Below are 22,244 nucleotides of genomic sequence, written 5' to 3' on the forward strand. Positions count from 1 at the left end.
AGGTGCAGACCTAAGGTGTCTTGACGATAAATCTTCCGTCATACAGGCCCGCGCCCTTGAACCCGCTTTGCACGCTCTCGAAGCCGCCTGTGCCCGTCGCGTTGGCGTACGTCCCGGTGCCCGACAGGATCGTGTATTCGCCCTTCGCCTTGCCGTCCTTCACCGCGCCGGTATAGCGCGCCGTGATCGAAGAGCCGTCGTCGAAGGTGTAGGTGCTGTAGCCGAACATCGGTCCTGAGCCCTTGAGCAAGTCGGAGGAATTGACGAAGTCCTTCACGGCAATGCGGCCGTCCTTGAAGAAGGCAACGCCGAACATCTTGCCGGACATGACCATCTGACCTTCGACATTCGCGACCTCGGTGACCTTGACGTCCACTGGCTTCGTGACGAGCTTGAATTCGAGCACTTGCTCGCCGGCGCGAGCAGTCGCCGGCAACGAAATCGCGATCAATAAAAAGTACGAGGCACAAGACATTCGCATGGTATGTCCTCCTCAAATTCGTTCAGGATGGAATGGAATCCCGCCTTGGTTGAGCGGAACCATCGGCAGCATAGCACAACCTTCAAATGCTCATCAGCGCCGCGATCATGCTGCATCGCGGCGCAATCGGTGTTGCGCGGTAGCGGAGTAATTCGCGAGCGCTCAAATGCTCGTGCAGAGTCGCGCACGATGACGGAAGATATCTCGTCAGATTTTGCCGATCGTCCACAACGATGGCGCTCTCGCAGAGCGCCCGCCGTTCGGCCACTTCACCTCGCGGCGGCAACCTTCAGCGGCTGCGGCATCAAGCCGCCCATCGCGCGACCGGAGCGTGCCGGGTTGAGCTGATAGAGGCCGCGGCGCTCGGTGATCGGACGGAATGCGTCGGTGATGCCGACGACGGATTCGGCAGCCCCGAGTAGCAGCGTGCCGTCGGCCTCCATCGCCTTCGCCATGCGCTCGAAGATCACGGCCTTGGTGTCCTGATCGAAATAGATCAGCACGTTGCGGCAGAAGATCACGTCGAACGTGCCGAGATGGGAGAAGTCCTGCAGCAGGTTGAGCTGGCGGAACTGCACCATGGCGCGAATGTCGGCATTGAGCTGCCAGAGCTCGCCGACTTGCGTGAAGTATTTCATCAATTGCTGGATCGGCAGGCCGCGCTGCACCTCGAACTGGCTGTAGACGCCGGCCTTGGACTTCTCCAGCACCTCCTGCGACAGATCGGTGGCGACGATCTCGATGCGCCAGCCGGCGAGAGCCGCCCCCATCTCCTTCACGCACATCGCGATCGAGTAAGGCTCCTGCCCGGTCGACGAGGCCGCCGACCAGATGCGGATCGACTTGCGCGCGGCGCGGGCCTGGATCAGGCCGGGCAAGATCGTCTCGCGCAGATGATCGAATGGAATCTTGTCGCGGTAGAAGAATGTCTCGTTGGTGGTCATGGCTTCGACGACGTCGGTCGCAAGCCGGCCGTCGCCGTTCCTGATCTTGAGCACGAGATCGGGAATGCCGGGAAGGCTTGCCTTGCGCGCGAGCGGCAGCAACCGGCTCTCGACCAGATATTGCTTGTCGGGCGAGAGATCGAGACCCGAGCGCTCTTTCAGGAACTTGCGCAGATAATCGTAGTCCGTCGGGGTCACGAGCGGTCTCCCGCGAACAGGCGGTTGACCTTGGCGCCGATCTGGTTGAGCGGCAGGATCGCCGCGCAGATGCCGGCATTGGCGGCCGCGCCCGGCATGCCCCAGACCACGCTGGAGGCTTCGTCCTGCGCAATCACGCTGCCGCCGGCCGCGACGATGTCCTTGCCGCCGCGCATGCCGTCCGAGCCCATGCCCGTCAGGATCACCGAGAGGATGGCGCCGTGCCAGATGTCGATGGCGGAGGTGAAGAGCGGATCGACCGCGGGCTTGCAGAAATTGACGGCGGGCCCGTCGTCGAGCGCGATCACCGTGTCTGCGCCGCTGCGTGCGAGGCGCATGTGCTTGCCGCCGGGCGCAAGGTAGATGCGTCCCGGCTTCACCGGCTCGCCGTCAACCGCCTCGGCCGCCGGCTTGCGGCTCGAACGCGCCAGATGCTCGGCAAGAATGGTGGTGAAGGTCGGCGGCATGTGCTGGGTGATCAGCACCGGGAAGCGGTCGATCACAGGCCCGAGCTCGGTGACGAGCGCCATCAGCGCCTGCGGACCGCCGGTCGAGGAGCCGATCAGCAGCACCTTCGGAGCCTGGGTCGAGAACGGGCGCGTCGACAGCACTCCTGTCGACGGAGCATGCAAGGCCGGAGCGGGTGCAGGCGCGGCGGGCCGGACGATGGCCGGTGCGCGCGCAGCCGGGGCAGTCGGAGCAGCAGGGCTCGCCGGCGCGAGCGGCGGGCTCGCGACCGCAGGCTTGCGGCGCAGCCGCGCACCGAGATGGCGGATCTTCTGGATCAGGTCGTGATGAAAGGTATCGGCGGCCGAAGCCTCGCGCGTCGATTCCGGCTTCGGAATGTAGTCGGCTGCGCCGAGCGACAGCGCCTTGAAGCTGATCTCCGCATTGCGGCGTGTCAGCGTCGAGGCCATGATGATGACGAGATCGCGCTTCTTCGCCAGCAATTTCGGCAGCGCCGAGATGCCGTCGAGCTCGGGCATTTCGATGTCGAGCACGGCAACGTCAGGGTTGATGCGTTCGAGCTGGTTGACCGCCTCGAGCCCGGTGCGCAAGGACGCAGCGACCTCCATGTCGTGCTCGGCACCGATCCAGCGCGAGATCAGACCGCGGATGACGACGGAGTCGTCGACGATCATCACCCGCAGCGGCCCGGCTTCGCGCGACGTGCCCGTGGTCGAATTACCTGCGAACGCAACACTCATTACTCACCAACTCAGACTGAAACGGTTCAGTTGAAAACAATCGCCGAAGGATCCGTTCAGCCTCCGGACGTTCGCTCAGATAAGTCCGACTTCCTGGAACTTCGCCGTCACGATGTCCTTGTCGAACGGCTTCATGATGTACTCGTTGGCGCCGGCGTGCAGCGCACGCGCAATGTGCGCGACGTCGTTCTCGGTGGTGCAGAACACCACCTTGGGCTGGTCGCCGCCGGGCATGCGGCGGAGATGGCCGAGGAACTCGTAGCCATCCATGACCGGCATGTTCCAGTCGAGCAGCACCGCGTCGGGCAGGCCGCGCTTACAGGCCTCCAGCGCCTTCTCACCGTCCTCGGCTTCGAGGATCTGGAAGTCGAGGCCCTCCAGGATCCGGCGCGCGACCTTGCGGATGACGCTGGAATCATCAACGACGAGACAAGTTCGCATGTGAACCTCTGCTTCCTGTCCCCTTGCGGGGACACTTCCAATTACTGGCACGTCGGCGGCAATGCCGCCGTATCAAGCCGCCATCATCTCGGGCGCGAGCTCGAGGACGCGATCGACGTCGAGCACGACCATGAGCTGGCCGTCGAGGCGGTGGACACCGCCGGCGAGCTTGGCCATGCGGGGATCGAGGTTGACGGGGTTCTCTTCCATGCCGGCCTCGGGCAGGCGCAGCACCTCGCCGATCTGGTCGATCAAGAGGCCATAGGATTCGCCGCGCAGATCGACGCCGACCGCCATCGGGGTCTTGCCGTCCTCGTCCCTGGGCAGGCCGAGACGCGAGCGCATGTCGACCACGGTGACGATGCGGCCGCGCAGGTTCAGGACCCCCGCGATCTCGCGCGAGGACAAGGGCACGCGGGTGACGCGCTCGGGCATGAACACGTCCTGGACGCGGGAGATCGGCAGGCCGAACAGCTGGCCGCCGATCATCGCGGTGACGTATTCGACCATGGCGTCGCTGGATTGGGTCTTGCTGCTCATCGATCTGACTCCTGATCCCGTTGGTTACGCCGCCGCCCGGCTCAGCTCGGAGGCGCCGGCGGCGCCCGCGGTCTGCTCCTTCAGCGCCGCAATCAGACCGGGACGGTCGAACTTGGCGACGTAGTCGTGGAAGCCGGCCTGCCGGCCGCGCTCGATTGCCGCCGGCGACACCAGCGCCGAGAGACCGATGATCGGCGTCGCGGCGAGGTTGTTGTCGGAGCGGATGGTCTCGGCAAACTCGAACCCGTTCATGTCGGGCATCTCGATGTCGGTCAGGATCACGTCGAAGTTTTGCGCGCGCAATGCCGCCAAGCCTTCCTGCGCGGTCGGCGCGGTGCGGACGCGGTAGCCGGCGGCCTTCAGCACCGGCGCCAGCATGTTGCGGAAGAACGCAGAGTCGTCGACCAGCAGCACCGACTGCGAATGCATCGACGGCTTCATCTCCTTGCGGGTGAACCAGTCGGCGAACGCCATCGGCAGGAAGTGGCCGACGTCGATCACCTCGGTGGCCTGGCCCTTGATCACGGCCGAGCCCAGAATGCCCTGGCTGGAGCCGCCGACCTCGATGTTGAGGCGCTCCTCGACGATGTCGATGATCTCGTCGACGACGAGGCCCATGGAGCGGCCGTCGTCGGCGAACACCAGGATCGGCTGGGCGCCTTGGCTGGCAATGGTGACGCCTTCCATGGCGACCAGCGGCATCAGCTGCTCGCGGTACTGCACCATGTAGCGGCCGTTGGAGAACTCGATCTTGTCGGCGGGGAGCTCTTCCAGGCGCGTGACGAGGCCGAGCGGGACCGCCTTGGGCTGGGACGAGCCGGCGCGGAACACCAGGAGCGAGGTGGTCTGCTCGCCCGAGCCGATGTGGTGCGCGCCGTTCTCGTCGCCCATGTCATGGGCCGAGGAGCCGGCGGCGCCGAGTGCCTTGGCAATGCCGTTGGGGTCGATGATCATGATGACCGCGCCATCGCCCAAGATGGTGTTGCCGGAGAACATGTCGATGTGACGAAGCTTGGTCGACATCGGCTTGACCACGATTTCTTCGGTGTGGAACACGCCGTCGACGACGATGCCGAAGGTCTGGCTGCCGACTTGCGTCACCACGATGAAGCCGTTCTCGGGATCGCTGGCCGCGCCGTCGTCGATCTTGAGGAGCTTCTTCAGGTGGATCAGCGGCAGCAGCTTGTTGCGCAGGCGCAGGACCGCGGTGTCCTTGATGCGCTCGATGCGGTGCTCGCTGTTGGCGCGGGCGCGGACCAGCTCGACCACCGAGAGCTGCGGGATGGCGAAGCGGTCGCCGGCGGCCTCGACGATCAGCGCCGAGACGATGGCGAGCGTCAGCGGGATCTTGATGGTGACGCTCGAGCCCTCACCCGCCACCGACTTGATGTCGATGGTGCCGCCGATCTGGTCGATATTGGTGCGGACCACGTCCATGCCGACGCCGCGGCCCGAGACCGAGGTGATGGCGGCCGCGGTCGAGAAGCCCGGCGCGAAGATGAACTTGTGGATCTGGGCTTCGCTCATCTTCTCGAGCTCAGCCTCGGTGACGAGACCGCTAGAGATCGCCTTGGCCTTGATCTTCTCGGTGTTGAGGCCGCGGCCGTTGTCGGCGATGCAGATGATGATGTGGCCGCCCTCGTGATAGGCGGAGAGGCGAATGGTGCCCTGCTCGCCCTTGCCGCTCGCCAAGCGCTCGGCGGGGGTCTCCAGGCCATGGTCCGCGGAGTTGCGCACCATGTGGGTGAGCGGGTCCTTGATCAAATCGAGCACCTGGCGGTCGAGCTCGGTGTCGGCGCCGTGCATCTCGAGCTCGATCTGCTTGCCGAGTTCGCTCGAGAGGTCGCGGACGATGCGGGGCAGCTTCTGCCAGGCATTGCCGATCGGCTGCATGCGCGTCTTCATGACGCCTTCCTGCAGCTCGGCGGTGACGTTGGAGAGGCGCTGCAAGGGCACCTTGAACTCGGTGTCCTCGTTGCGCCTTGATATCTCCAAGAGCTGGTTGCGGGTCAAGACCAGCTCGGAGACCATGGTCATCAGATGCTCCAGCGTGTCCACGTTGACGCGGATCGACTGGTTGGCGATGCGGTCGCCCTCGCTCGCCGTCTCGTCGGCCATCGATTTCTTCGGCGCGGCCTTCTCCTTGGCGGGCTTTGCAGCTTCCTTTGCAGCTTCCTTGGCCGCAGGCGCAGGAACTTCAGCAGCGGGCTCGGCCTTGGCGACGGGCGCGGGGACCGGCGCTTCGATCGCGGTCTCGCGGAAGGCGCGCTCGAGCTCGTCGAGCGAGACTTCGCCCGGACGCAGCGGACGCTCCAGGGTCTGATCGATCAGCGAGCCCGTGGTCATCTCCTTTGCCGGAGCGGCAACTGGTGCTTCCGGCGCCAGCGGCGGCGCGTCGGCGACAGGCGCAGCAGCGCCCGCGGCCATGGCCGCCATGCCCTGCTCGACCATCGCTTCCAGCTTGTCGATGAGGTCGCGATCGTTACCCTCGGGCTCGGCTTCGGTCGCCTCGAGCCCGGCCAGAATCTCCTTGATGCGGTCGATCGAGGACAGGATCACCGTCACCGCCTCGGCGGTCACCGGCATGCCGTCGCGGAATTTGCCCATCAGCGTCTCGCCGGCATGCGCCAGCGCTTCGAGCCGCGGCAGGCCGAGGAAGCCGCAGGTGCCCTTGATGGTGTGGACCAGGCGGAAGATGTTATCCAGGATCTTGGCGTTGTTCGGCTCCTGCTCGAACTTCACCAGCTGATTGTCGACGGTGTCCAGGCTCTCGCTGGTCTCCGTCAAAAACTCCCGCAACAGATCATCCATGAAAACAGGCCTTCATACAGGGAGGGCGCGCACGAGGCGTGATGCGCCATTTTCCGAATGGGGCCAGCTTCACCGCAAAGCGTTTAATAATGGTTGAGTATGTGGAAAAGAACGGAACCAACAAAGAGATAAGGCGCTCCGGACAAGCCGAAGCGCCTCGTAAAGATTGGATTAACCTCTGAGCGCGCGGTCCGCGCGTTTACGAAGCGGTAACGATGATGGCTTCGCCCTCGGGCTTGAGCGTCACGGTGAGCCCGCAGGCCTGCGCGAGCAGCCGCGTATAATAAGGCTGGATCGCGTGCGCATCCGCGGCGGGTCCCCGTTCGCCGCTCAGGAGTTCGGAGATGTTCTGCGGCAGGCGCGCATTATGTCCGGTCGCGGTGATGCGGAAGCTCATCGTCTCGCCCTCGCCGATCGGATCGACCGTCAGCATGCCGCCACGCGGGATCGTATGCTGGGAAACGACCAGCATGTTGAGCAGCAGCTTGACGCGATTCTTCGGCAGCAGGAGCCGTGGCAGATTCCAGGTGATCGAGCACTTGCCGTCCTCGATGTGGCCCTTCGCCATAGTCTGGGCATCGCCGAGGTCGATCTGGGCGCCGGACGAGCCGGCGGCACCGAAGGCGAGACGGCAGAACTGGAGGCGGGCGGAGGCGGTCTTGGCGCTCTTGCGAATCAGGTCGAGCGCGAACTCGCGGTCCTCCGGCTTGGGATCGTCGTCGAGCACTTCGAGCCCGTTGACGATGGCACCGACCGGGCTGATGAGATCGTGGCAGACCCGCGAGCACAGCAGCGCGGCGAGTTCGAGCATATCGGGAGCAGTAGCAGTCGCGGGCGACGAGGCGTCAGACATATAATGGGGTCCTGGAGGGTTCCTGGAATTTGCACGGCGCTGGACGCCGCGAATCACGCATGCTTGACGGATGCTGCGGGTTCTAACATTCGCCAGCCGGTGGCAGCTAGCTTGCGATAGGTTCGAAGCGGCCATAAAGGCCGCGGGCGAATCAACCGAGAGGGTAAGACTTGCCGATGAATGAGGCATGCAGGTGAGGATCATCGAGGCCGAGGCCGCATCCGGATTGATGGAGCCGCTCACCGCGCTGGTGGTAAAGGCGGGCGAAGCGATCCTTGCCGTCAACCGCGCGGCGATGCGGGTCGACGGCAAGCAGGACGGCTCGCCGGTGACCGAGGCGGACCTTGCCGCCGACCGCATCATCGCCGACGGCCTGGGCCAGCTCGCGGGCGACGTCCCGACGCTCTCGGAAGAGCGGACCCAGGTCGCCGCGCCGCCGTTCCAGGGCAGTTTCTTCCTGATCGATCCGCTCGACGGCACCAAGGAGTTCGTCGCCGGCCGTGACGAGTTCACCGTCAATCTCGCGCTGGTGACCCGGGGCGTTCCCTTGCTCGGCATCGTCAGCGCCCCCGCGCTCGGGCTGCTCTGGCGCGGCATCGTCGGCCGCGGCGCCGAGCGCGTGCGGTTTGACGGCGCGGCCATTGGTGACGCCGAGCCGATCCACACCCGCAAGCTGCCGGCACCGGGCGCGCCCTGGGTCGCGGCGGTGAGCCGGTCGCATGGCGATCCCAAAAGCGAAGCGTTCATCGACAACAGGCCCAACGCGCTGAGAAAGACCTGTGGCTCGGCCGTGAAATTCGGCCGGATCGCGGAAGGCAGCGCCGACATCTATCCCCGGTTCGGGCCGACCTCGGAATGGGACGTCGGGGCCGGCTGCGCGGTCGTGACCGCCGCCGGCGGCAGGGTGACCGACGGCAAGGGCGGCGAGCTCAGCTTCGGCCAGCGGCGCGATACCGGCTTCATCATCCCGGAATTCGTCGCCTGGGGCGACCCGCAGGCGGTAGGTTGCTACTGACTGAGCTGCTCCTGGAGCGCCGGCCACCGCTTGCCGACCTCATAGAGGAAGCGCTCCGGATCGGCGGCGAAGGCGTCGCGATTGGCTTCCCGGCTGAACAAATAAAGCCGCTGCGCCACGATCGCGAAGAAGCGCGGGTTGCCGGCATTGGTGACGCCGCGGGCGATGTCGGCGGGGTCATAGCCGCCAAACTGTGGACCATAGACCTCGGGATGGGCCAGGAAGGAGGCCCGGTTGCCCTCGTTCCGGAAGCGCCAGACCGCGCCCCAGAGGTTGGCCTCGAACTCGGCTGTGCCCTGCTCGGCGGCGCCGTCGACGAAATAGCCGACGGGGTCGAAACCCTCGATGGCGACGCCGCTGAACCGGTTGACGACGATCCGCTCGGTGGTGGCAGCCTGGGCCGGCAATCCCGGACAGGCGATCCAAATGGCCGCCAGTAGGCCGAGGAGACGGCCGATCAAGGCAATTCCGGGGCGCAAAGGGCTATCTTCCTGCCGTTGTGCCGTCATAGTTGCTGCGGATAACATCCGAGTCGAGGGGACATCCGGCGCAACCTAGGGCCGTGCCTGTTGGCGTCAGGTTAAGGAAGCGATCGGATTCGATACCAGGGGTTCTTTTATGACTTTCGCATCACGCCTTGCTGCGCTCGCGCTTGCCGCGATGGTCGGCTGGATCGTGCCGGCCTCGGCCCAGCAGGCGCCGCCGCCCAATCTGCCGCCGCCACAGCGCACCCCGACGCCCAGTACCTATGGGCCGGACGAGCTGGTGACGGCCGGCCACCGCTTCTTCGGCAACGTCTCGCGCGGGCTCGCCTCGATCATCGAGAAGGCCGTCAGCCAATGGGGTCTGCCGAACGGCTACATCCTGGGTGAGGAAGGCTCCGGCGCCTTCGTCGCCGGCCTGCGCTACGGCGAGGGCACGCTCTACACCAAGAACGCCGGCGACCTCCGCGTCTATTGGCAGGGCCCCTCGCTCGGCTTCGACTGGGGCGGCGACGGCGCGCGCACCATGACGCTGGTCTACAACCTGCCCGCCACCAACGCGATCTACCAGCGCTTCGCCGGCCTCGACGGCTCGGCCTACATCATCGGCGGCTTCGGCATGACGGCGCTCACTGCCAACAACATCGTGCTGGTGCCGATCCGCTCGGGCCTCGGCCTGCGGCTCGGCGCCAATATCGGCTACCTCAAATACACGCCGCGCGCGACCTGGAACCCCTTCTAGGGCTCCTTCCCATCCTGTGAGGGATCAAGGTTAACGACAGGCCGGGGCTGGCTTTTTGCCGGCCCCGCATGCATTGTCGTTGGTAAATTTTTCCTTAGCTTTGGGAGTTCTGGCCCATGGTCGAACCGATCATGTACCTGGCGATCGGTTTCCTGCTGGCGATGCTGTGCGGGCTTGCCATCGTGCCGCTGGTGCATAACCGCGCGGTCCGCCTGACCACGCGCCGGCTCGAGGCCGCCACCCCGCTGTCGATGGCGGAGATCCAGGCCGACAAGGACCAGCTCCGCGCCGAATTCGCCATGTCGGCGCGACGGCTCGAGATGAGTGTCGAGCAGCTCAAGAACAAGACCACGAGCCAGCTCGCCGAGCTCGGCAAGAAGAGCGACGCCATCAACCGCATGAAGATCGAGCTGGGCGAGAAGAACGCCACGATCTTCGCACTCGAAGCGCGCGAGAAGGCGGTGAAGGAGCAGCTCCGCGCCACCGAAGAGGAATTCGCCGCCAAGACGGAAAGCTTGCGCTCTGCCGAGAATGCGCTGACCGACAAGCAGCACGAGCTCGCCAAGATCAACTCCGAACTGTCGGACCGCTCGATGATGGCGGAGAGCCGCCAGGTCGAACTGGTCGCGGTGCGCACGCAGATCGAGGAGCTGAAGAACCGCGTCGGCGATGCCGAGAAGGAATTTGCCGCGACGCAAGCGCGCCTCGCGCAGGAGCGTACCGAATCCGAGACCGCCTCGCGTGAGCTCGGCGATGCCCGCGGCCGGGTCGAGAATCTGAGCCAGCGCGTCACCGAGCTCGATCGCCAGCTGATCGTGCAGGTCAAGGAGGCCGAGATGCTGTCGGGGCGCGTCGCCGACCTCGAGGGCCGCCTTGCGACGCAGGGCAAGCTGCTCGCCGAGCGCGACTACGAGAACAACCAGCTCCGCCAGGCCAATGAGACTTCGGAGCGCACCGCCAAGGAGCTGCGCGTCGAGATCGCCGCCCTGAGCGGCGGCAAATCGTCGGCTGCATTCGAGGGGCTGCGCGCGGAAAAGACCGCGCTGGAGGAGCAGCTCCGCTCCGCGCGCGACGAGCGTGCAAAACTCCAGCGTGACATCAACGCGATCCAGCAGCAGGCGGAAAGCTCCTGGGCGACCGAGCGGATGGAGAACGCGCTGCTGCGCGAGCGCATCAACGACATCGCCGCCGAGGTCGCCAAGCTGGCGATGCAGCTCGAAGGCCCGAACTCCCCGATCGAGGCGCTGCTGGCGGCCGAGGCCGGCCAGCCGCCGAAGCCGGTGCCCCGCCCCGCCAACGACGCCACGACCAATGGCGCGGCCGCAGCCACCCTGCCCGAGGGCGGCGGAACGCTGGCCGAGCGCATCCGCGCGCTCCAGGCCCACGCCTCCCGCGCCCGCCAGCAGGGCGCGTAAAGCGGGCCGAAAAGGCGGTTTCCCTGGCGAATTGCGTGATCGAGCAAGGTTTTTCGGATCCATGGCGCCTGGAAACTTGACACCTCAAGCCCGCACTTCTAAATCGCGGGCTCCAATGCGTCGGCCGGCCGAAAGTCCGGCCGCCTGCATGATGGTCCCGGGCGCATAGCTCAGCGGGAGAGCGTTCCCTTCACACGGGAGAGGTCCAAGGTTCGATCCCTTGTGCGCCCACCATTAGTCCCACATTTCCAATAGCTTAGCAGATCGATTCCCCGGCAGAGTGCCCCGAAAAGCCCAGGGCACAACAGGGGCACTCAATTCAGCACCGCTCAAGAAAAATGGCTCAGCGTTGTTACAAGGCTCAACGGGCGCCTCGGTTATGGCCTGGTGAGTGGACTTCGATGAGACACCCGCTTTTCGTCGGCCGCTTTGATTTATCCGCGGCTCATTCGACCTTCGCGCGAGCTCTGATATGTAGACTTGGCTGCACGTCGGCTTGAATCGAATTGTCGCAGCCGCTTGAAACGCCGTCTTCAAACCATCCTGAACCGATGTCGGCAGCAAAGGCAGCCGCTGCGGGGGGCTGCCGTCTTCGCTCAGTAACGCAGCAACGCCTGCAGTGGCGCCTTCTCTGCAAGCGCTGACCGGCAAGCAGGATCGCGAACGAACACGACCTGGGCCCTGCGCTCAAGCGCCTGCTGGAGCGCCGCTTCTACCAGGTCGTCGATCGGCTCTAGATCGGTCTCGCCGCACGCTGGGCACTTGGATAGCTGCGTCGTCTCGAACAAACACCCGCACTGGCGGCAATGGGTGCCGTCAGCAGCGTAGCTGTCGTCAGCGATCAAGGTGAGGACTCGCCCCTCACTCAGGCAATCGAGCGCCTCCTGCACTCCCGTCGAGACCGCGACCGGGCTTGCTTCGCGCAACTGATCAACAAGCTCGCGCTCTTCACGGACTTTCAGCTGCTCTTGTATGGCGGCGGCCGCGGCACCGATTTCCGTGGGCGAGGCATGTACGTTCGCCTCGAACATCCCGAGGCGGGACAGAGACTCCTTGGACAGATGAGCGCGGAAGGCGGCATTCATATCGGGCGGCGCGCATAGCAAGAAATGAGACGTTTCGAGCTCCCGGCCGATGACTTCCGTCATGGAAGCCAAGGCCTTTGCCTCGTCCTTCATGAGCTGGTTTGCCAACGCATCGCGGCGGTCGCGAGGAACGCGGTCGGTCAGCATGCCACGAATCCGCTGCCCCTTTACCCGGTAAATCTCTTCGACGGTGCCGAGGTGGCTGACAAAAAATCGGCTCTGCTCGCGCGACAGCAGCGCAACTAGCATGCGGTCGCTCCGGCCGCAGCAGCGCAACAGAGGTCGGAGATATGGCCGGGGACCGATCTGGATTCTATCAGGCAACGGAATTGGCAGAGCGATCTGACGCCAGATCCCACGCTCACGGCACGCAAAAAATGCAGCACCCCGTCCAAGTTCAGGCAGTTGGTCGTCCAGCGCGCGCTGAATATCCTGGAGGTCGGCGTAACGCTGTTCCGCTCAGCCTCGTCCATCGTCTGAAAGACCTGGTGGGTGAGGGCCGAGAAAGCCGACTTCCATGCGCGCCCAACGCGTCGCTCCGGGGTCAGCTCTAGATACAGGCTGACCACGGGATGGCCAGCTGTGTCAAGTATTGCAAGAGTACGGAAATGCTCGGGGGAGAGCAGACGATATGGGGGGTCTTGCAACCGTGCGCGCACATTCTGAACGATCTGTTCGCGCAATTCGGGAGTGAGCGCATGATGCGCATCAATGGCGGGGCTGAGAGCCTTCATTTGCGTTTCTCCTCAACAGTTCGGCCAGGCGGGCATGCCCCTCTCGCCATAGCTGCGACAGGGTCTCCCGCGAGAGCCGCAAGCCAACGGCGATTTCGGTGAAGCTGAGGCGATGTATATGGCGCATGACCAACACTTGGCGCGCGACTGGCGAAAGGCCCGGAACGTTTTCTTCGAATACCTCGGCAGCGGGCTCAACATGGGTCTTAGTGGCCAAAACATCTTCCCAGCGCACCACCTCGTCCGGTTGGAACCACTCGTAGAAGCCTTCATCATCATCGTAGATGGGTGGCTCGGGCGCGCGCGCCTCCAGCGACACGGAAATGAGACGCCGCAGTAATTGCTCCTGCCCTACGATGCGCATCTGCACACGAAACTGCAGTCCAAGCAGCCACGCGCGAAGACAGAGGAGCCGCGGCCGAGTACGGCGGTCTCGCCAAGCGCGCAGCAGGGTCTCGCCAACGAGCTCCTCTGCCGAGAGATCGCCAGCTCGAAGATCAGCGACAGCGACGTGGTATCTGATGTCTCGCTGCGCAGCGGAGAGCAGTTCGCCCAGATGAGGGCCAATCAAGCCGTGGAAGGCATCTCGATCGCCGTCAAGGCAACGCAACCAGGCTGCGTCGTTCTCTAAGCTCATACCCTGCGTCGGCGTCGGTCCGGGTGCGCCGGCAGTGGAGACATCCCTGGATGTCATGGTGACGTCCCGTATTGGGCCTCCTCAATTGGGTTCACTTTGAGATGCAGCTCCCGCCGGAGCGTGCGCTCTGGCGGTCAAATGCTCCGCCAAGCTCGACAGGTGACGCTCGGATGCTGCGCGCTTTCGCAGCATCTTCTGATAAAGCTTCACGTAATCGGCCGCCATGCGCGTTGCGGAGAAACGCTCCTCAAAACGGGCGCGCACGGCCTTACGGTCCAGCGCGAGCAAGTTTGGCACGGCCTGCACGGCCTCTTCCACGCTATCGACGATACATCCGGTGATGCCGTCTTCGATGATCTCGGCGACCGACCCACCGCGGAACGCCAAAACCGGCGTGCCGCATGCCATAGCCTCGATCATCACGAGGCCAAACGGCTCCGGCCAATCGATCGGAAACAGCAGTGCTGCGGCGTTTCCCAGAAATTCCGTCTTTTCGCTCTCATTGATTTCGCCGATGAACTCCACCCCCGGGCCGTCGAGCAGCGGCGCAATGGTATCGCGGAAGTAGACCTCATCGGCATGATCGATCTTCGCGGCAATCTTCAACGGCAGTCCTGCTGCGCGCGCGATTGCAATGGCGCGGTCTGGCCGCTTCTCGGGTGAAATTCGCCCGAGGAAGGCGAGATAGTTACCGCGCGGGTCATAGGCCGGCTTGTGCAGATCGAGCGGCAGCCCGTGGTATACAGTTGAGATGAAATTGGCTCGCGGCAGGGGCGCGCGCTGCGCGTTGGAGATCGACACCAACGGCATCTCAGGAAAATGGGCATAGAACGGCAGGTGGTCTGGCAGGTCCTGCCGTCCGTGGAGGGTCGTTAATGTCCGTCCCGCCTCGGTCCGAAACAGCGGAAAGTGCAAGTAGTCGACGTGGAAGTGGAGGACGTCGAACTCCCCAGAGCGCTCCCGCACCTTGTCGAGCAGCACCATTTGATGCGGGATGGAATTTGCAACATCCGGGTCGAGGCGCAGGGCCCGCGGCGTGCAGGGAACGAGCTCGGCGGAAGTGATGGAGTCCCCGCTCGCGAACAGGGTGACCTTGTGACCCTGTCTGACCAATTCTTCCGTCAGGTAGTGCACGACCCGCTCAGTACCGCCATAGAGCCGGGGCGGCACGCTCTCGAATAGCGGGGCAATCTGCGCGATCTTCATTCGGTCCTCCGCATTTCCAATTCGGGACATTACTCGTCCAACATTAGGCCTGGGCGCCGCCAGCATGGCCATGCCGGCGCGCGGCAGCGCTGTGAACCTCAAACCGTTCCGCGAAGGCAGCATCCGCTGCTATCATGGAACGTCGGCTTGAGAATGGCTGTCCGTCAGCAGGGCGATCAGCGGCGGTCACCTTCCGCCCAGCCCGCCCTGCAGCCGAGGGCCGGGGGCTAAGCTCAAGGGGCTCCGCGCGCGAGATACCAAACCGGCTAGGAGATCCGATGTTGACACCGAGCGCGGCGAAGCACGGCGGATCACTCGCAGGAAAAGATTCCAGAAGCGCTGTCTCGATCACATCGTGAGGCGCTGCTTGGGCCATGGTCACTCTCACTTCAGGTAAGGTTCGAGGGACCGGCCGAGGCGCAGCAGGACGATAGGAACCCCTTCCAGATTCGTCTCAGCCGGACCCAACAAAGACATGGGTGCGACACCGCAATTTTCGCAAGTGCCTGGAAGGCCTTGAAACGATACGACGCGCTTCTAATTTCATGGGTAGCCGCGCAGCAATTGCACGGCACGATTGGGCGCCTGGTACAGGGCCCGGTCAGCGGGCACCCGGCAGGTGTCCGAGGTGCTCTTATCCATGTTGCTCAAAGGAGGATATGGCTATGACCACGCTTGATCTTGCCCCCCTGTGGCGATCGACGATCGGGTTCGATCGTCTGTTTGACCTTCTCGAGGACGACTCCGGCCGATGGACCGGCGGGGACAATTACCCGCCTTACGACATCGAACGTGTCGGTGAGGACCACTACCAAATCTCGCTGGCTCTTGCCGGCTTCACGCCTGACGAGGTCTCCATCACGGCCGAGCAGAACACGCTGACCGTCGAGGGTCGCAAGGCCGAAAAGGGCAGCCATCAATATCTCTATCAAGGCATCTCTTCGCGCCCGTTCCGACGGACCTTCAATCTGGCCGAGTACGTGCAAGTGAAGGGCGCCTCGTTCGAGAATGGCATGCTCAAGATCGATCTGGTTCGGGAGGTTCCCGAGGCGATAAAGCCGCGCCAGATTGCGATCGGCACACGTGATGATCACCAGCAAGGTGAGAACAAGCAAGCGGCATAACACCGCCTGCGCGGAATTGATTTTTGCGGCGTGGGCTCGCCACGTCGCGAAGCTTTGGAACAAAAGAAAAGGAGAAGCTCTATGGCTATCACTGATCTGATCCCCTGGGGCCGCGGTCGTGATCTGACCACCCGTCGCTCCGAAAACTACAATCCGGTTCTAACCCTGCACCGGGAGATGAACCGGCTATTCGATGATGTCTTCCGCGGCTTCGATGTCGCGCCATTTGGCGGCGGCTTTCTCGAGCAGTCGATGAATTGGCCGAGCATCGAGGTCAACGAGACCGACAAGGACGTGAAAGTCACGGCAGAGTTGCCAGGTCTCGACGAGAAAGACGTCCAGATCGAACTCGCCCATGGCGTTCTCTCGATCAAGGGAGAGAAGAAGACCGAGACGGAAGATAAGGATCGCCGGTTCAGCGAGCGGTACTACGGCAGATTTGAACGGCGCATCCCGATCGAAGACGTGGACCAGGACAAGATTTCTGCTGCGTTCAAGAACGGAGTGCTGACTGTCACCATGCCAAAGCTGCCGCAAGCAGAATCCAAGGTAAAGCGTATCGCGATCAACTCGAAATGACAAAATCGACGGGAGCGGTCTCCGCTCCCGTCCTGCTTCTAATAGAGCAAACCGTCGCGGAGATGTGCCGGACATGGACACAAGGCGGAAATCCAGTTTCGCAGGCGCTTCGGATGTCGTTGCACATGCGGAGATCGCGGCCCAGCACATCAAGGAATTGAAAGTGGCCTGTGCGAATGGGGATAAGGACGGAGCCCGTCGATCGCTGCGCCAAGCGATCAGCGAACTTGAGTTGGCTCGCGCGATGGTGCGGACCGGTCTCGACTGAGAGCGAGCGGAGCTAAGTTGCGTTAGCATGCGTCCGACTTGAGCAGACTATTGGCTGGCTTTTGTGTGTAGCATCGCTTCGATCTTGGCTGAGAGTTCCCGCGAGGAAAACGGCTTGCTGAGGAGCACACTGCCGTTCATACGTTTGCCGGTTTCTTCGATGAGATCTGGATAGCCGCTGCAGTACACGACCGGCAGGCCGGGCTGCTGCCGTTGAAGTTCGAGCCCGACGTCCAGCCCCGAGACGCCAGGCATCGCGAGGTCGATAATCGCCAAATCGATGGCTTGATGAGAAAGGGTTGCTAACGCAGCATCCAGATTGTCAGCCGCGATCGCCTGGTACCCGAGATCGTCAAGCATGCTCCGTGTCGTTTCGAGCACGCTGGCATCGTCGTCCACAACAAGGATGTGCTCCCTTGCTCCCACACTTGGAGGACTCAATTGGCGATCTTCGCCTCGTACAACTACATCGGTCGATCGGGGCAAGAGTATTCGCACAACCGTTCCCCGCCCAACCTGACTCTCAATTTTCGCTGTCCCGCTGGACTGGCGGGCAAATCCGTAGACCTGCGACAATCCGAGACCCGTTCCCTTACCGGGCTCCTTGGTCGTGAAGAATGGATCGAAGGCTCGGGCCAGGACTTCCGGAGGCATACCGGTACCAGTATCTTTCACTGCGATCGAGACATACTCACCCCGCTTGAGCTCAGTCTGCAGATCTTCCGGGACACTGTGGAGAATGTTTGTCTCTATCGTAAGAAGGCCCCCCTCAGGCATCGCGTCTCGTGCATTGATCGCGAGATTGAGCAACATCAGCTCTAGTTGGGTCGCATCGACCAGTGCAGGCCAAAGATCCCTCTGTGTGACTACGTCGACCCGGATGGAGGCTCCCAGGGTTCTGGACAACATCTCCGCAACCGTGCAAACGAGTTGATTGACGTCGACGGGCTCCGGCGCGAGCCGCTGCTTGCGGGAGAATGTCAGCAGCTGCCCGACGAGCTTGGCCCCGCGCTGCGCTCCATGCATGGCATTCCGGACGTATCGCTGAATGCGTTCGTCCTCCACCCGCCGGGCAATCAGCTCAAGATTGCCGATGATTGCCATCAGCAGATTATTGAAGTCGTGCGCGATGCCGCCCGTGAGTTGCCCGACCGCCTCCCCACGCGCCGCTCGAGCGTGTCGGCCAGCTGCTTCAATTGCCTCAGATACTGTTCAGCCTGTCGCTGCCGCCTGCGACCGCGCACTGCTGCGAGCACCGCACTCTTGAGAGAGGTGGCGGCCAATGGTCGCTCAAGGACCGTGACGTGTCCAAGCAGATCGATGAGTTCGGTAAGAGCCGGGCCATTGTTGCCGGTTCTCAGCGTTAGCAGCACGAAAGGAAAATCCGACCATGGCGGCTGATTGGCGATCCAATCAGCCAAGGCGCCACGATGCTCGTGAACGAGCGCTTCCTCTGCAATGACGGCGGCGGCAGCATCACTCAAGCTGGACACCAGTTCGGAAAGGCTCGACTGCTCTAATGCCTGAATGCCGACGTCGCGCAGAGCCGAACAAACCACGCTGGCGTCACGGCCAAACGGCGCTAGGACGAGTACCGGGCCGCTTTGGCTCTTCTCACGACCGTCCATCGGCAGCTGCCGTAAGTAGCGCGCCGTGCTGGCCGGTATAGATCGGCGAGCCTGATAACACGCCCTGGAATTCCGCCAGCGGCGGCCCGACGCGAATTCCGCGGTTATCTAGCCGGTACTCTCTAATTTCGTCTTCGTGGCGTCCGGTGCGTTTCTTTAGGACCGAGATCGCGCGGCGGATTTTTCCAGCAGCTTCGAAGAAGCGCAACAGCAAGACTGCGTCGCTCAGATAGGTGAGGTCGACGCTTGATTGCATCGACCCGACAAGGCCGTGCTGCGCAAGGGTCAGGATCGTCACGACACCGCGGTGATTCAGATAGGTCAGCATTTCGTGCATGAGGAGCAGCATGAACTGCTCGGCAGGCATGGCGTTCTGATATCCGCTTAAGCTGTCCACTACCACTACCCGGACATTGTCCGTCTCGACCCGCCGGCGAACCATCCCTGTGAGTTCTCCGGGGGAAAGCTCTGCGGGATCGACTTGCTCGAGCACCAACTGCCCGATGCGATGGCTGATCCAAGTACCAGCCCATGCCCGCTGCACGTTTCATCAGGATTGCTTTGGTCTCATCAAAGGTCACAAAGAGGGCGCGCTCACCACGAGCGAGCGCCGCCATCACGAACTGCATGGCGATGGATGATTTGCCGGAGCCAGACGGCCCCATGAGCAGGGTACTCGTGCCCCGGTCGAGACCACTTCCCAGCAATTGATCCAGCTCGTTGATACCACTCAGGAGCGGTTCTGCCGGCGGCTTGCTATCGAGGTGCTCGGACGCAATCAGCCGGGAAACAGAACTATTCCGCCCTTGCGGATGACGAAATCATGGAAGCCACCACGGAAGCTGCGCCCCCTCATCTTGAAGATGCGCAGCCTGCGGCGCTCCGCACCATATTGCAGCGCATTATGCTCAAGCCTGACGACGCCATGGACGAGACTGTGCAGATTGAGATCGTCGGCCTGATCGGTAAGGTCGTCCAGAAACGACCCGGTGCAGGCCTCCTGGGCCAGGAAATGCTTCAGAGCAATGACCTGCCGGCGGTATCACAGCGGATTTTGCGCCAGGAGCCTAATTTCGGAGAGGCTATCGAAAACGACCCGCTTAGGTGCAACCCGCCTCACCTCGTCGAAGGTCATTGTCGTCGTTTCGCCAAGCTCAAGGTCAGAGGCATAGACGACGGTCTGTTGCTGCTTGGGGTCGAGGCTGAGTTCCGCCGGGACGAGCTCAAAAATCTCGATCCCATCGAGATCCCAGCCGTGGGTTTCGGCTACTTGCCGCAGTTCGTCCTTGCTTTCGGAGAGCGTGATGTAAAGACAGCGCTCCTCCCTGGAGACGCCGTCGAGAAGAAACTGCAGGGCGAGGGTGGTCTTGCCGGTTCCCGGCTGGCCCTCGATCAAGTGCACGCGGTGCGATGCGTATCCGCCATCGAGAATGCCATCGAAGCCGGCGATGCCCGTAGAGATTGCCTGCGTTTTGGTGCTGCCTTCAGGAATGTTCATTTGTCTTCCGGATGTCCAAGCGCGCGCCGGCCAGCAGACGTCGTTCTGCCCGGCTGGCATGGCTGGATGTGATTGGCGTGGTTTTCGCGAAGACAGGGCCAAAGCCCTTGAGCAGGCACCATGGCTGCAAACATCTTCCTGGAGGGTATTTTCGTACGAATTTCCGGCGTTCTGTCAAGCCACTGAAACTGCCGCGGGCCGGAACCCGAATAAGAGGTTGGAGTTACCCGGCTCCCACGAGATCTCTGAGCACGACAGCTGCTCGGCAGGCCAGAGCAAAGGGACTCGGAAGACTGTGGCTTGGAATCAGTTTGTCGGCACCATCATGCTTCTTTATGCCCTGACGAACCCGGTCGGAGCCATCCCGGTTTTCCTGGCAATGACTGGGCGCGCCGGCGTGGTGAAGACCCACCGGATCATCGTTTTGGCCTGCGCGGCAGTAGCCGTTTTCTTCATTGGGTCTGCGATGTTCGGGAAGGAGATCTTGGCCTTCTTCAATGTGGGGCTCGATGACTTCCGGATCGCCGGTGGGCTGCTCGTTCTGGTGATCGCATTCGAAATGTTTCAGGCACAGTATGGAAAGTTCATTCCTCGCGCCGACGAGGCAAACTATAGCGAGGTCGACATACATGGTCTGGCCATCACGCCATTTGCGTTTCCCTTGCTGGTGGGGCCGGCCGAGTTGAGCATCATGATCACCCTCTCGAACGATAACCCAGGATGGCTTGGCAAGGCCTTCTTGGCCGCCGCAGCCGTCCTCGCGACCTCACTGATCGGTTTGACATTGTGGATGGCTGCTGCGATCGAACGCTTCATGGGCCGAACCGGCATCAACATTATGACCCGTGTGATGGCTCTCATCATCGCGGCAATCGCCGTGAATTTCATCATGACGGGGATCAAGAGCCAACTGCCTGGCTTGGTGAGCCGGTAGGACCATCCTCATTTTATTATTATTAGGGCAAGTCTTGGCCAAGAACGCTGGCGATCGAAATCAATCCCTCATCTCGAGAAGACGCGCTCGGGACTACGCCACCGAGTTGAAGTCGCTCCTCTTGGCCCGCTCAGCCGCTGCACGGCTCGCCGCAATCGCCATCCAATCTCGCAACAAACCTCTGTCCTCCCTGGAAAAGGAGGCTCGCCGCTTGAGATCGTCAAGAGTCTCGCCGGGATGGCATTGCTCGAAATCCTGGCGGATCAGCGATTCGAGATATGCCGTCTCATCTTGAGTGGCACCGCCCAAGTCGGAATCCGGCTCGATCGGCATAATCGCCCCTCCCTTCCGCGGTTCTCAAAGGTTATCGGGGCTATCAACCGCGTCCAGTTCGGCATCTATTTTTTCGAGAAGACGTTCGATCTCCTCGCGCTCCCTTGGACCTGGCTCTTCTTCTAGGCGGCTGATCAGGTGGTGCTTTCGCGTCAGGAGCATTGCCACGCTCGTCATCAGAGGTGTGAGTTCGGGATGCTGGTACATTGATCGACACCTTATCTTCATTGTCGCAATGCAGCGAAGGCGACACTCCGAGGCGCTCGGCCGGGAGCGTGCCAGAGTCCGCTCTGGACACGCGCAAAACTCACGACCGGAAGGTCAGTTCCTCCGACGCTAAGAGGGATCGCTGTAGAGCAATCCGTCCAGCGCAGGGACGATCGCCGTGGCACAGGCGCTCCTTGGAACAGGCGATGTTCAGCATAGTTGCCAACCGAATAGCACCGAGTTCGCGTCGGCCGGCGGATAACAGCGCGGCCGTTCTCGGCTCTCGGCAGCGCTCTTAGGAAACCCGGTAGCGAATGCGATGCCAGCTCTCCCTATGACCGCGGTCGGTTATGCGGCTCTTCAGAACGAATTAGCCAACCGCATACGAATTAGGCGGCCCCATCTTGCCGAGCGTATTCAGCACGCGATCGCGGACGAACCTAATCTTGTTGAGAATTCGGAGTATCAGGCCGCGCTGACCGAGCAAGGCCTCAACGAGGCTCGCATAGCCGAGTTGGAAACCAAACTTGCACGCGCAGAGGTCATCGATGTCTCGAAGCTCTCCGGCGAAATCGTCAAATTCGGCGCGACGGTCACGCTGACGGATCAGGATACGGGCGAGGAGCGAATTTGCCATATCGTCGGCGAGCCGGAGGCCGATGCGGCCAGAGGCAAAATTTCAGTCAGCTCACCTCTCGCACGGGCGTTGATAAGCAAGTCCCAAGGCGCAGTCGTAGCCGTCGAGACTCCAGGAGGCGAGAAGAGTTACAAGATTGAGCAAGTTAGATGGCTTCCCTAGGGGCAGAAGAATAGTCTTAATAGCAAATGGTCTTGCATGACCGGCAGATACCCGTCGGTGCGAGCCGTTGTCTTGAACCCGTT

The 22,244-nt window shown here is 62.6% G+C and carries 24 protein-coding genes, 1 tRNA gene and 1 pseudogene; 9 read left to right on the forward strand and 17 right to left on the reverse strand.

Annotation, left to right across the window (positions count from 1 at the left end; all coding sequences use genetic code 11):
• Positions 1-10 precede the first annotated feature (10 nt).
• The 7 genes from N2603_RS35710 to chpT form a co-directional block, all read right to left on the reverse strand.
• Complete coding sequence (locus N2603_RS35710) at positions 11-436, reverse strand: hypothetical protein (RefSeq protein WP_244635928.1); 426 nt, start codon at positions 434-436, stop codon at positions 11-13.
• 314 nt (positions 437-750) lie between these two features.
• Positions 751-1,623, reverse strand: a complete 873-nt coding sequence (locus tag N2603_RS35715) for a CheR family methyltransferase (RefSeq protein WP_018646229.1) — start codon at positions 1,621-1,623, stop codon at positions 751-753.
• Positions 1,620-2,831: a protein-glutamate methylesterase/protein-glutamine glutaminase gene (locus N2603_RS35720; RefSeq protein ID WP_260385825.1), complete on the reverse strand. Its 1,212-nt coding sequence runs from the start codon at positions 2,829-2,831 to the stop codon at positions 1,620-1,622. Before N2603_RS35720 ends, N2603_RS35715 begins: the two co-directional genes overlap by 4 nt.
• 75 nt (positions 2,832-2,906) lie before the next feature.
• A complete protein-coding gene (locus N2603_RS35725) occupies positions 2,907-3,272 on the reverse strand; it encodes a response regulator (RefSeq protein WP_007600538.1) in 366 nt (121 codons plus the stop codon).
• A gap of 72 nt (positions 3,273-3,344) precedes the next feature.
• Entirely contained in the window at positions 3,345-3,812 is a 468-nt protein-coding gene (locus N2603_RS35730; protein ID WP_260385826.1) for a chemotaxis protein CheW, read from the reverse strand.
• 24 nt (positions 3,813-3,836) lie between these two features.
• Positions 3,837-6,623, reverse strand: coding sequence for a hybrid sensor histidine kinase/response regulator (locus N2603_RS35735; protein ID WP_260385827.1), 2,787 nt, complete (start codon positions 6,621-6,623; stop codon positions 3,837-3,839).
• Between the two features lie 199 nt (positions 6,624-6,822).
• On the reverse strand, positions 6,823-7,476 hold the full coding sequence (gene chpT / locus N2603_RS35740) for a histidine phosphotransferase ChpT (protein WP_026312619.1): 654 nt from the start codon (positions 7,474-7,476) through the stop codon (positions 6,823-6,825).
• A gap of 187 nt (positions 7,477-7,663) precedes the next feature.
• On the opposite strand from chpT, the gene N2603_RS35745 reads away from it, so the two are divergent.
• A complete protein-coding gene (locus N2603_RS35745) occupies positions 7,664-8,491 on the forward strand; it encodes a 3'(2'),5'-bisphosphate nucleotidase CysQ family protein (protein WP_260385828.1) in 828 nt (275 codons plus the stop codon).
• Here N2603_RS35745 and N2603_RS35750 read toward each other — a convergent pair.
• The gene (locus tag N2603_RS35750) at positions 8,485-8,970 is read right to left on the reverse strand and encodes a YHS domain-containing (seleno)protein (RefSeq protein WP_018646987.1); all 486 of its coding nucleotides are present in this window, start codon (positions 8,968-8,970) and stop codon (positions 8,485-8,487) included. The two genes, N2603_RS35745 and N2603_RS35750, sit on opposite strands and share 7 nt — an antisense overlap.
• A 139-nt stretch (positions 8,971-9,109) precedes the next feature.
• Here N2603_RS35750 and N2603_RS35755 point away from each other — a divergent pair, with 139 nt between their 5' ends.
• The 3 genes from N2603_RS35755 (at position 9,110) to N2603_RS35765 (ending at position 11,364) form a co-directional block, all read left to right on the forward strand.
• Positions 9,110-9,715, forward strand: a complete 606-nt coding sequence (locus N2603_RS35755) for a DUF1134 domain-containing protein (protein ID WP_018646986.1) — start codon at positions 9,110-9,112, stop codon at positions 9,713-9,715.
• 116 nt (positions 9,716-9,831) lie between these two features.
• Positions 9,832-11,130, forward strand: coding sequence for a coiled-coil domain-containing protein (locus tag N2603_RS35760; RefSeq protein WP_260385829.1), 1,299 nt, complete (start codon positions 9,832-9,834; stop codon positions 11,128-11,130).
• Between the two features lie 159 nt (positions 11,131-11,289).
• Positions 11,290-11,364, forward strand: a tRNA-Val gene (locus N2603_RS35765).
• Positions 11,365-11,726: 362 nt separating this feature from the next.
• On the opposite strand, the gene N2603_RS35770 is transcribed toward N2603_RS35765, so the two are convergent.
• Genes N2603_RS35770 through N2603_RS35785 form a run of 4 tightly spaced genes read right to left on the reverse strand, consistent with a single transcriptional unit; the run spans position 11,727 to position 14,792 of the window.
• On the reverse strand, positions 11,727-12,464 hold the full coding sequence (locus N2603_RS35770; protein ID WP_260385830.1) for a baeRF10 domain-containing protein: 738 nt from the start codon (positions 12,462-12,464) through the stop codon (positions 11,727-11,729).
• The gene (locus N2603_RS35775; protein ID WP_260385831.1) at positions 12,458-12,949 is read right to left on the reverse strand and encodes a hypothetical protein; all 492 of its coding nucleotides are present in this window, start codon (positions 12,947-12,949) and stop codon (positions 12,458-12,460) included. The genes N2603_RS35770 and N2603_RS35775 overlap by 7 nt, the downstream gene beginning before the upstream one ends.
• A complete protein-coding gene (locus N2603_RS35780; RefSeq protein WP_260385832.1) occupies positions 12,924-13,643 on the reverse strand; it encodes an RNA polymerase sigma factor in 720 nt (239 codons plus the stop codon). Before N2603_RS35780 ends, N2603_RS35775 begins: the two co-directional genes overlap by 26 nt.
• Positions 13,644-13,667: 24 nt before the next feature.
• The gene (locus N2603_RS35785; RefSeq protein WP_260385833.1) at positions 13,668-14,792 is read right to left on the reverse strand and encodes a glycosyltransferase family 4 protein; all 1,125 of its coding nucleotides are present in this window, start codon (positions 14,790-14,792) and stop codon (positions 13,668-13,670) included.
• Positions 14,793-15,457: 665 nt separating this feature from the next.
• Between N2603_RS35785 and N2603_RS35790 the strand changes: the two genes are divergently transcribed.
• The 3 genes from N2603_RS35790 to N2603_RS35800 all read left to right on the forward strand — a co-directional run bounded on the left by N2603_RS35790 (position 15,458) and on the right by N2603_RS35800 (position 16,763).
• Entirely contained in the window at positions 15,458-15,916 is a 459-nt protein-coding gene (locus N2603_RS35790) for an Hsp20 family protein (protein WP_260385834.1), read from the forward strand.
• An 81-nt stretch (positions 15,917-15,997) separates the two neighbouring features.
• Entirely contained in the window at positions 15,998-16,495 is a 498-nt protein-coding gene (locus N2603_RS35795) for an Hsp20/alpha crystallin family protein (RefSeq protein ID WP_260424332.1), read from the forward strand.
• A gap of 73 nt (positions 16,496-16,568) precedes the next feature.
• Positions 16,569-16,763, forward strand: a complete 195-nt coding sequence (locus tag N2603_RS35800; protein ID WP_260385835.1) for a hypothetical protein — start codon at positions 16,569-16,571, stop codon at positions 16,761-16,763.
• Positions 16,764-16,810: 47 nt separating this feature from the next.
• On the opposite strand, the gene N2603_RS35805 is transcribed toward N2603_RS35800, so the two are convergent.
• From N2603_RS35805 to N2603_RS35815, 3 genes and pseudogenes are all read right to left on the reverse strand, one after another.
• Positions 16,811-17,866, reverse strand: a complete 1,056-nt coding sequence (locus N2603_RS35805; protein ID WP_260385836.1) for an ATP-binding protein — start codon at positions 17,864-17,866, stop codon at positions 16,811-16,813.
• The gene (locus N2603_RS35810) at positions 17,866-18,390 is read right to left on the reverse strand and encodes a hypothetical protein (RefSeq protein ID WP_260385837.1); all 525 of its coding nucleotides are present in this window, start codon (positions 18,388-18,390) and stop codon (positions 17,866-17,868) included. Before N2603_RS35810 ends, N2603_RS35805 begins: the two co-directional genes overlap by 1 nt.
• Positions 18,377-19,888, reverse strand: a pseudogene (locus N2603_RS35815) (ATPase domain-containing protein). Before N2603_RS35815 ends, N2603_RS35810 begins: the two are co-directional and overlap by 14 nt.
• Before the next feature lie 295 nt (positions 19,889-20,183).
• Here N2603_RS35815 and N2603_RS35820 point away from each other — a divergent pair.
• The gene (locus N2603_RS35820) at positions 20,184-20,822 is read left to right on the forward strand and encodes a MarC family protein (RefSeq protein WP_260424333.1); all 639 of its coding nucleotides are present in this window, start codon (positions 20,184-20,186) and stop codon (positions 20,820-20,822) included.
• 93 nt (positions 20,823-20,915) lie between these two features.
• On the opposite strand, the gene N2603_RS35825 is transcribed toward N2603_RS35820, so the two are convergent.
• Both N2603_RS35825 and N2603_RS35830 read right to left on the reverse strand, forming a co-directional pair.
• Positions 20,916-21,155 carry a hypothetical protein gene (locus N2603_RS35825; protein WP_260385838.1) on the reverse strand — a complete coding sequence of 80 codons (240 nt, stop codon included), beginning with the start codon at positions 21,153-21,155 and terminating at the stop codon, positions 20,916-20,918.
• A 24-nt stretch (positions 21,156-21,179) separates the two neighbouring features.
• Positions 21,180-21,362 carry a hypothetical protein gene (locus tag N2603_RS35830; protein WP_260385839.1) on the reverse strand — a complete coding sequence of 61 codons (183 nt, stop codon included), beginning with the start codon at positions 21,360-21,362 and terminating at the stop codon, positions 21,180-21,182.
• Positions 21,363-21,681: 319 nt separating this feature from the next.
• Between N2603_RS35830 and greA the strand changes: the two genes are divergently transcribed.
• Complete coding sequence (gene greA / locus N2603_RS35835) at positions 21,682-22,161, forward strand: transcription elongation factor GreA (protein WP_260385840.1); 480 nt, start codon at positions 21,682-21,684, stop codon at positions 22,159-22,161.
• Positions 22,162-22,244: the final 83 nt, after the last annotated feature.

It is taken from the genome of Bradyrhizobium huanghuaihaiense (genome assembly GCF_025200885.1).
Classification (GTDB): Bacteria; Pseudomonadota; Alphaproteobacteria; order Rhizobiales; family Xanthobacteraceae; genus Bradyrhizobium; species Bradyrhizobium huanghuaihaiense.